Source organism: uncultured Holdemanella sp. (assembly GCF_934772795.1).
In the GTDB taxonomy this organism is placed as follows: domain Bacteria; phylum Bacillota_I; class Bacilli_A; order Erysipelotrichales; family Erysipelotrichaceae; genus Holdemanella.
Genome location: NZ_CAKVMR010000086.1, coordinates 1 through 8,041, shown reverse-complemented (window position 1 = coordinate 8,041; position 8,041 = coordinate 1). Strand labels below are relative to the sequence as shown.

Below are 8,041 nucleotides of genomic sequence, written 5' to 3'. Positions count from 1 at the left end.
AGCCGTATGCCTTAGTAGGGCACGTACGGTTTGACAAGGGGCGGTAGAATTAAAATTCTGTCGCCTACTTTTTCTTTGGGAGCAAAAATGGAAAAATATTTTGATTTAGGTAGAGCCTATTATACATATTTAAAAAACAGTACAAAGAAGGATCAATGTACTGTTAGTGTTGTATGTGATGATATTGATATTAAACATAACGTCATGGATGGTTTATTGTTTGATGGTGCATTCATATATGATGGACTTCAAGAAGGGGTAGATGGAACTATCACTGTTTGTGATGAAAATATTACACTGAATGGGTGTGAATTGTCAGATTTAAAGTATGATAATTATTTATCTAATTCCAACGGAACCATAATAAAAAAGTAGGACAAATGTCCTACAAGATTTGAATATTATTTTTTAAGCATGTATCGACCATGTCTTCAGGCCATAAGCTTGCCTGGACTTCTCCGATATGTGCTTTTTTTAGTAGAAGCATACATAGTCTAGATTGACCGATTCCTCCACCTAAAGTATATGGCAATTCTTTGTTTAGAATGGCTTTATGGAAAGGTAATTCACATCTTTCTAAACAGTTTTCTTTTTTCAATTGTTCTAATAATGTATCTTCATCTACACGAATCCCCATAGAAGAGATTTCTAGAGCACTTTGTAGCGGCTCATACCAAAATAGGATATCTCCATTTAGTGTCCAGTCATCATAGTCGGGAGCACGACCATCGTGTTTTTCATTGTTTGATAATTTATCGCCAATTTGCATCACAAATACACAGCCATGTTCTTTTGTGATGGCATTTTCTCTTTCTTTTGCGTTCATATTTGGATACATATCCAATAGTTCTTGAGTTGTGATAAAGAAAATATTATCAGGTAAATGATTCACAGCCTGAGGATATTTGTACCATACTTCATGTTCCATATGTTTAATGACTTTAAAAATCGTACGGACATGTTCTTCTAATGTTTCTTTTGTACGTTCATTTTTAGAAATGATTTTTTCCCAGTCCCATTGATCGACATAAGTAGAATGAATGTTATCTAATTCTTCATCTTTACGAATGGCATTCATATTTGTATATAAGCCTTCATGTAATTTAAAGCCATATTTCTTTAAAGCCATACGTTTCCATTTTGCCAAAGAGTGTACAACTTCTAATTGTTCGCCTGGCAATTCTTTCATGGTAAAAGATACGGGTTTTTCTATACCGTTTAAATTGTCATTTAAACCAGAACTTTGTGTGACGTATAAGGGTGCTGAAATTCTTGAAAGATTTAACTCCTTACCAAATTCATATTGAAATGTGTCACGTATATATTTAATAGCTTCTTGTGTTTCTCTGACAGTTAATACTGGATTGTAGTTTTCGGGTATAATAAGTTTCATATTATCATCTTCTCCTCAATGTAAGTATTGTATCACAAAATATGAAAAGATTTTCAATTTATTTTGTGATAAAATCATTTTATGAACATTTTATTTTCAATTAACGCAAAATTTATAGATTTGACAAAGACATGTATACGTTCCATTATTCGATTTGACAAGAATATTGATTTCTATATTCTGCATCATGATTTGAATCAAGAACATATGGATGATTTAAGAAATTCTTTTTTAGGATGTACTTTTCATTTTATCGAAGTAAAGGAAGAAGAATTTAAGGAGTTTCCTATTTCATCTCGATATCCTCTAGAAATCTATTATCGATTATTCACTTCGGATTTGTTGCCTAAGACATTGGATCGAATTCTTTACTTAGATGTGGATATTGTTGTGATTCAAAGTCTAAAGGAATTATATAACATGGATTTTGAAGACAATCTTTATATCGCATGTAGTCATGTAAATGAGCGTATGACGCATTTAAATGCGAAAAGATTAGGGTTAAATGAAGATGTTCCATATATCAATACTGGGGTTTTGTTGATGAATTTAGAGGCTTTGCGCAAACAATTAAATAAGCAGGATATTTTAAATTATGTGAATACATACAAGAAAAAGCTTGTACTCTTTGATCAAGATGTATTGACGGCATTATATGGAGATAAGACGAAACTAGTGGATTATCGTAAATATAATTTAAGTGAGAGAATGATGAATTTCTATAATCTACGAAATCCAAGAAGTAGGATAGATTTGGATTGGGTGAAACAGAATAGTGTTATCATACATTATTGTGGAAGAATGAAGCCTTGGAATGGTAAATATATAGGTTGTTTAGATTGTTTTTATAGGGAGATAAAAGAATGAGAGATAGGTTTTCAAATCGTTTAGGATTTATTTTAATTAGCGCAGGATGCGCAATCGGAATTGGCAATGTTTGGCGATTTCCATATATTGTAGGACAATATGGTGGTGCTGCATTTGTCTTGATTTATTTATTTTTTCTAGTCATATTAGGATTGCCAGTTATGGTTATGGAGTATTCGGTAGGACGTGCTAGTCAAAAAAGTGCAGCACTATCTTTTGATGTGTTAGAGCCAAAAGGAACAAAGTGGCATTTTATGAAGTATGTGGCAATGGCAGGAAATTACATACTGATGATGTTTTATACTTCGGTTTGTGGATGGTTGTTTTATTATTTCTACAAAATGTTGATGGGTGATTTTAATGGATTAAATGTGAGTCAAATCAATAATGAATTTGGTTTAATGTTGTCAAATCCTTTGATTCAAGTAGGCATGATGTTTATAGTTGTATGTATTGGCTTTTTCATTTGTTCAAAAGGTTTGCAGAATGGTGTTGAAAAAGTATCAAAATATATGATGTTGTGCTTATTAGTCTTGATGCTTGTATTGGCTGTTCGTTCACTAATTTTGCCAGGGGCTATGGAGGGCGTAAAGTTTTACTTATTGCCTGATTTTTCAAAGATGCAAAATATATCGGATGTCGTATTTGCGGCCATGGGCCAAGCTTTCTTTACTTTGAGTTTAGGTATTGGTGCTATTGCGATATTTGGAAGTTACATTGATAAAAGTAAGAAGTTAACTTCTGAGGCCATCACAGTTGTGTGCTTAGATACATTTGTCGCATTGGTTGCAGGCTTCATTGTGATTCCTTCTTGTTTTGCGTATAATGTGGATCCTGGACAAGGTCCTGGATTGATTTTCCAAACATTACCAAATATATTTGCGAATATGCAGTTTGGAAATCTTTGGGGAGCTTCGTTCTTCTTATTTTTGAGTTTTGCGGCATTAACTACAATTATTGCGGTATTTGAAAATATTATCACTATGACAATGGAGTGGACAGGATGGTCTCATTCAAAAACCATCAAAGTAAGTTTTGTACTTGTCTTTGTGCTATCTTTACCTTGTGCATTGGGATTTAATGTGTTGTCTTTTATTCAACCTTTAGGTGCTGGCTCAACCATTCAAGATTTAGAAGATTTTATTGTATCGAATAATTTATTGCCTTTAGGATCACTTTGTTATGTATTGTTTTGTACATCTAAATATGGATGGGGATTTAAAAACTTTTTAAAGGAAGCTAATTGCGGAGAAGGAATATCTTTCCCTAAACAAGTTGGTTTCTATGTTTCATATATCATTCCTGTAATTATTTTGGTAATATTTATACAGGGATATATTTCTAAATTCTTGTAGGAGGAGCCATTATGATTAAAAAGAGAAAAGTAGTTATTGTTGGGGCAGGAAATGTAGGTGCAAGTACAGCTTTCTGCATGATCAATCAAGGGATTTGTGATGAAATTGTATTAATTGATATGAATATAGAAAGAGCTAAAGGTGAAACTTTAGATATGATTCATAGTATTGCCTTTATGAATCGTAATATGGAAATCAAATTGGGAGATTATACAGATTGTAAAGATGCAGATGTTTTGGTTATTACGGCAAGTGCTCCAATGGGTAAGGAAAACGATCGTTTAGTGGCTTTAAAATCAAGCTCTAAGATTGTTACGAGTATTGTTTCGAGTGCAATAGAAAATGGATTTGATGGATTTATCGTAGTTGTTTCAAATCCAGTCGATATTATGACTTATGTGGCTTATAAGGTTTCTGGTTTACCAGCAAATCAAATCATTGGGTCAGGTACATTATTAGATTCAGCTCGTTTACAATGTCATATTGCCGATTGTATTGATGTGGATCCAAAGAGTATTCATGCCTATGTTTTAGGAGAACATGGGGATAGTGAAATGATTCCATGGAGTACAGTTCGTGTGGGTGGTAAAGATATTTACCAAATCATTAAAGATAATCCAACGCGCATGAATGAAGGAATGTTTGAAAGTATTCATGAAGCGGTAAAGAAAGATGGTTGGGAAATCTTCAACCGTAAAGGAAATACATGTTATGGTATTGCCGCAAGTACAACACGTATTGTTCGTGCGTTGATGTTTAATGAATCCGTAGTACTTCCTGTTTCTACGTATTTAGATGGTCAATATGGACAAGATGGTGTATTTACAAGTGTGCCGGCAATTATTGATGCGACAGGTGTCAAAGAGGTTGTTGAGATTGAAATGACAAAAGAAGAAAAAGAACAGTTTGATGCTTCTTGTAGTCATCTACAAAGTTTTTACAAGGAAGTTTAAGCTTCCTTTTCTTTTAGTGGTATAGGAGGTGTTAGGGTTGGCACAAGGACAAAAGTTAATGACATCTGGATCGATTCCTAAACAGATGGTTTTCTTTGCGTTACCTATTTTATTAGGAAACTTATTTCAACAATTGTATAATACAGTGGATTCCTTAATTGTTGGAAATTTTTTGGGAAGCCAGGCACTTGCAGCGGTAAGTTCAAGTGGAAATATCATCTTTTTAATGATTGGCTTCTTTAACGGTGTTGCGATTGGTGCTGGTGTCGTTATATCACGTTATTTTGGGGCTAGAGAAATTGAGCGTATGCAGAATGCAATCCATACAACGGTTGCGTTTGGATTGATCGTAAGTTTTATTATGACACTTGTAGGAATCTTTTTTACACCAACATTGCTTCGTTGGATGGGAACGCCTGATAGTGTAATGGCAGCTTCGGTTACATACTTTAAAATTTATTTTTTAGGTTCTTTTGGATCGATTATGTATAACTTTTTTGTGGGTATTTTACAGGCTGTAGGAGATAGTAAGCATTCACTTTATTATTTGATTGTATCAAGTGTTGTAAATATTGTGTTGGATTTATTCTTTATTGCCGTTCTTAAAATGGGAGTGGGATCTGCTGCTTTAGCTACGATTATTTCACAATATATTTCGGCAGGTCTTTGTCTATATTTATTGTTGACGACTACGGGAACGCATCGTATTGTTCCTTCCAAAGTAAAAATTCACAAAGAGCTTCTAGGAGAAATCTTAAAGTATGGCTTGCCTAGTGGATTTCAGAATTCGATTATTGGTTTAGCGAATGTTGTAGTTCAATCGAATATCAACTCTTTTGGGGATATGGCGATGGCTGGATGTGGAGCTTATTCTAAGATTGAAGGATTTGCGTTCTTGCCGATTACTAGCTTTACAATGGCGCTTACAACGTTTGTGGGACAGAATTTAGGGGCTCGCCAATATGATCGCGTTTTAAAGGGTGCTAAGTTTGGTATGATTTGTTCGATGACTTTGGCAGAAATTATTGGTGTGATTATTTTTGTGTTTGGTTCTCAATTTATTGCGGCCTTTGATGCAACACCAGAAGTAATTCAGTTTGGTACTTTGCGTGGACAAACCAGTGCATTCTTCTTTTGTTTATTAGCGTATTCCCATTGTGTGTCGGCTATTTTAAGAGGGGCTGGAAAGTCTATGATTCCAATGATTGTAATGATGGTTTGTTGGTGCTTCGTGCGTGTTGCAGGTCTTACGATCATGGGTGCTTTAGTACATAATATTTGGTGTGTATATTGGATCTATCCGATTACTTGGTCTTTATCAAGTATCACGTTCTTTATTTATTATCATAGGGTAGATTGGCTTCATGCATAAATTTGACAACTGGATTTAATAAGTGATAGACTTATATCGAGGTAGATAGCTATGAAATCAATGTTAGAAGAATTAAAAGATGTAAAAATTAAAAAACATACAGTTACATCTATTGAATATGATTGCAAGTCAGAAGAAAAAGAGGATGAAGTATTTGATCAAGTTCATAATATTGTCACAAATCATTTAGATGACTTCGCAAAGATTACTTTTGATGTGGAAGCAGATCACAAAGTAAAAGTAGAAATTAGTGAAAACTAGTTAGACCATTTAAAAAATGGTCTTTTTTTTAGTTTTGTATAGTTTTGATAATTATATATTTGATACAATGAGTACAAGAAAGATATGTAGGTACTATAATATGATAATTAAGAAAATAACATCAAAACAAGATGGATTAAAGTTAGAGATTGCGATTATGGAGTGTGAAAATCCAAAAGGAATCGTACAGTTTTCGCATGGTATGGCGGAGCATAAAGAGCGTTATTTTGATTTTATGGGATATTTAAATGATCGTGGTTATATTTGTGTGATTCATGATCATAGAGGGCATGGAAGTAGTGTAAAATCAAAAAATGATTATGGATATTTCTATACTGAAAATGCCGATTATATTGTGGATGATTTATTCCAGGTTACTGAGTATGTGCGTGATATGTATCCTGGATTAGAGATAACGTTATTTAGTCATAGTATGGGGACTTTGGTAGCTCGTTGTTACTTAAAAAAATATGATGGATATATTAATCGTTTGATTTTGTGTGGTCCTCCAACCGAAAATTCGGCGGCAAGTCTAGGCTTGGCGTTGGCAAAAATAATAAAACCTTTCTATAAGGAAAAGAAAGGTAATGGTTTATTGAATAAGATGGCTTTTGCGGGATATGAGACGGGTAATCGTTGGTTGAGTAAAAGTGTTGAGAATGTGGATCAGTATGAAGCGGATGAATTGTGTGGATTCTTATTTACGACGAATGGTTTTATTAACTTATTTCAATTGATGATCAAAGCTTTTGATAAAAAAGGCTGGAATGTCACTAATGAAAACTTACCAATATTCATGATTGCAGGTCAAGAAGATCCGGTGATTCAGGGTAAGGATAAATTTGAACGGTTGAAACAATTTTTAATGAGTGTTGGATATAAGAATGTTTCTAGTAAATTGTATCCGACTTTAAAACATGAAATCTTAAATGAAAAAGAGAATCAAATAATTTATCAAGATGTATATGAATTTATAAAAAGTGCCAAGGAGTAATCCTTGGCATTTTGGTATAAAAAAACTCGCATTTGCGAGTAAATGTTTTACATGGAGCAGGTGATGAGAATCGAACTCACGTAGTCAGCTTGGAAGGCTGAAGTTCTACCATTGAACTACACCTGCAAATATAAATGGTGACCCGTGGGCGATTCGAACGCCCGACCCTTTGATTAAAAGTCAAATGCTCTACCATCTGAGCTAACGGGTCACAAGTGGTGCCGACTATAGGAATTGAACCCACAACCTACTGATTACAAGTCAGTTGCTCTACCAATTGAGCTAAGTCGGCATTTAAATGGTGGAGGTTAACGGGCTCGAACCGCTGACCCTCTGCTTGTAAGGCAGATGCTCTCCCAACTGAGCTAAACCTCCGTAAGTGCCTATTTATAATAGCACCGAGTTAAAATAAATGCAAGCACTTTTTGTAAAAATTATTTGAATTTTTATTTTACTTAGAATCAAGGCTAAAATAATAGATAAAATAACAATGATCAATGTTTCTTTTGTTCCTTTATATAGGATTACTACAAGGAATACATAGAGTAAGAAGTTTAAAATGGTCGTACTCGATATTGTGTTCTCTGTATATGTGAAGCATGTGCTAAATAGAATAGCTAAAAGAATGGTTGAAAGAATCCATCCTTTCGTATCTTGTTGATTGGCTGACCATACTAAATAACTAAACATTGTCCAAATTAAAGTGAATAGTATCCATGTTAGAAACATATCTTTTGGTATTGTGTGTGTAAGAATCATTGAGAATAGACGGGAGTTTGACACCCCTTTTCACAACTGATCTTAAACATAGCGCTTAAACAAGCGCTTTTCTTTTACTTTTTTTGT

Annotated in this window: 8 protein-coding genes and 4 tRNA genes; 7 read left to right on the top strand and 5 right to left on the bottom strand. The window is 33.9% G+C overall.

Annotated elements, in window-relative coordinates:
• Window positions 1-87 precede the first annotated feature (87 nt).
• Window positions 88-375: a hypothetical protein gene (locus tag Q0F04_RS10965; RefSeq protein ID WP_147325343.1), complete on the top strand. Its 288-nt coding sequence runs from the start codon at window positions 88-90 to the stop codon at window positions 373-375.
• A 10-nt stretch (window positions 376-385) separates the two neighbouring features.
• Here the strand turns inward: Q0F04_RS10965 and asnA are convergent, their stop codons facing one another.
• On the bottom strand, window positions 386-1,393 hold the full coding sequence (gene asnA / locus Q0F04_RS10960; RefSeq protein WP_295753245.1) for an aspartate--ammonia ligase: 1,008 nt from the start codon (window positions 1,391-1,393) through the stop codon (window positions 386-388).
• Window positions 1,394-1,474: 81 nt separating this feature from the next.
• On the opposite strand from asnA, the gene Q0F04_RS10955 reads away from it, so the two are divergent.
• The 6 genes from Q0F04_RS10955 to Q0F04_RS10930 all read left to right on the top strand — a co-directional run bounded on the left by Q0F04_RS10955 (window position 1,475) and on the right by Q0F04_RS10930 (window position 7,195).
• On the top strand, window positions 1,475-2,260 hold the full coding sequence (locus Q0F04_RS10955) for a glycosyltransferase family 8 protein (RefSeq protein ID WP_295753242.1): 786 nt from the start codon (window positions 1,475-1,477) through the stop codon (window positions 2,258-2,260).
• Complete coding sequence (locus Q0F04_RS10950) at window positions 2,257-3,615, top strand: sodium-dependent transporter (RefSeq protein WP_295753239.1); 1,359 nt, start codon at window positions 2,257-2,259, stop codon at window positions 3,613-3,615. Before Q0F04_RS10955 ends, Q0F04_RS10950 begins: the two co-directional genes overlap by 4 nt.
• An 11-nt stretch (window positions 3,616-3,626) precedes the next feature.
• The gene (locus Q0F04_RS10945; RefSeq protein ID WP_295753236.1) at window positions 3,627-4,568 is read left to right on the top strand and encodes an L-lactate dehydrogenase; all 942 of its coding nucleotides are present in this window, start codon (window positions 3,627-3,629) and stop codon (window positions 4,566-4,568) included.
• A 58-nt stretch (window positions 4,569-4,626) separates the two neighbouring features.
• The gene (locus Q0F04_RS10940) at window positions 4,627-5,940 is read left to right on the top strand and encodes an MATE family efflux transporter (protein ID WP_295564402.1); all 1,314 of its coding nucleotides are present in this window, start codon (window positions 4,627-4,629) and stop codon (window positions 5,938-5,940) included.
• Window positions 5,941-5,991: 51 nt separating this feature from the next.
• Window positions 5,992-6,201 carry a hypothetical protein gene (locus Q0F04_RS10935; protein ID WP_003864747.1) on the top strand — a complete coding sequence of 70 codons (210 nt, stop codon included), beginning with the start codon at window positions 5,992-5,994 and terminating at the stop codon, window positions 6,199-6,201.
• Window positions 6,202-6,301: 100 nt separating this feature from the next.
• Complete coding sequence (locus Q0F04_RS10930) at window positions 6,302-7,195, top strand: alpha/beta fold hydrolase (RefSeq protein WP_295753233.1); 894 nt, start codon at window positions 6,302-6,304, stop codon at window positions 7,193-7,195.
• Window positions 7,196-7,247: 52 nt separating this feature from the next.
• Here Q0F04_RS10930 and Q0F04_RS10925 read toward each other — a convergent pair.
• The 4 genes from Q0F04_RS10925 to Q0F04_RS10910 form a co-directional block, all read right to left on the bottom strand.
• Window positions 7,248-7,321 (bottom strand) — tRNA-Gly (locus tag Q0F04_RS10925).
• Between the two features lie 9 nt (window positions 7,322-7,330).
• Window positions 7,331-7,406, bottom strand: a tRNA-Lys gene (locus tag Q0F04_RS10920).
• A gap of 5 nt (window positions 7,407-7,411) precedes the next feature.
• Window positions 7,412-7,487: transfer RNA gene (locus Q0F04_RS10915), tRNA-Thr, on the bottom strand.
• A 7-nt stretch (window positions 7,488-7,494) separates the two neighbouring features.
• Window positions 7,495-7,570 (bottom strand) — tRNA-Val (locus tag Q0F04_RS10910).
• Window positions 7,571-8,041: the final 471 nt, after the last annotated feature.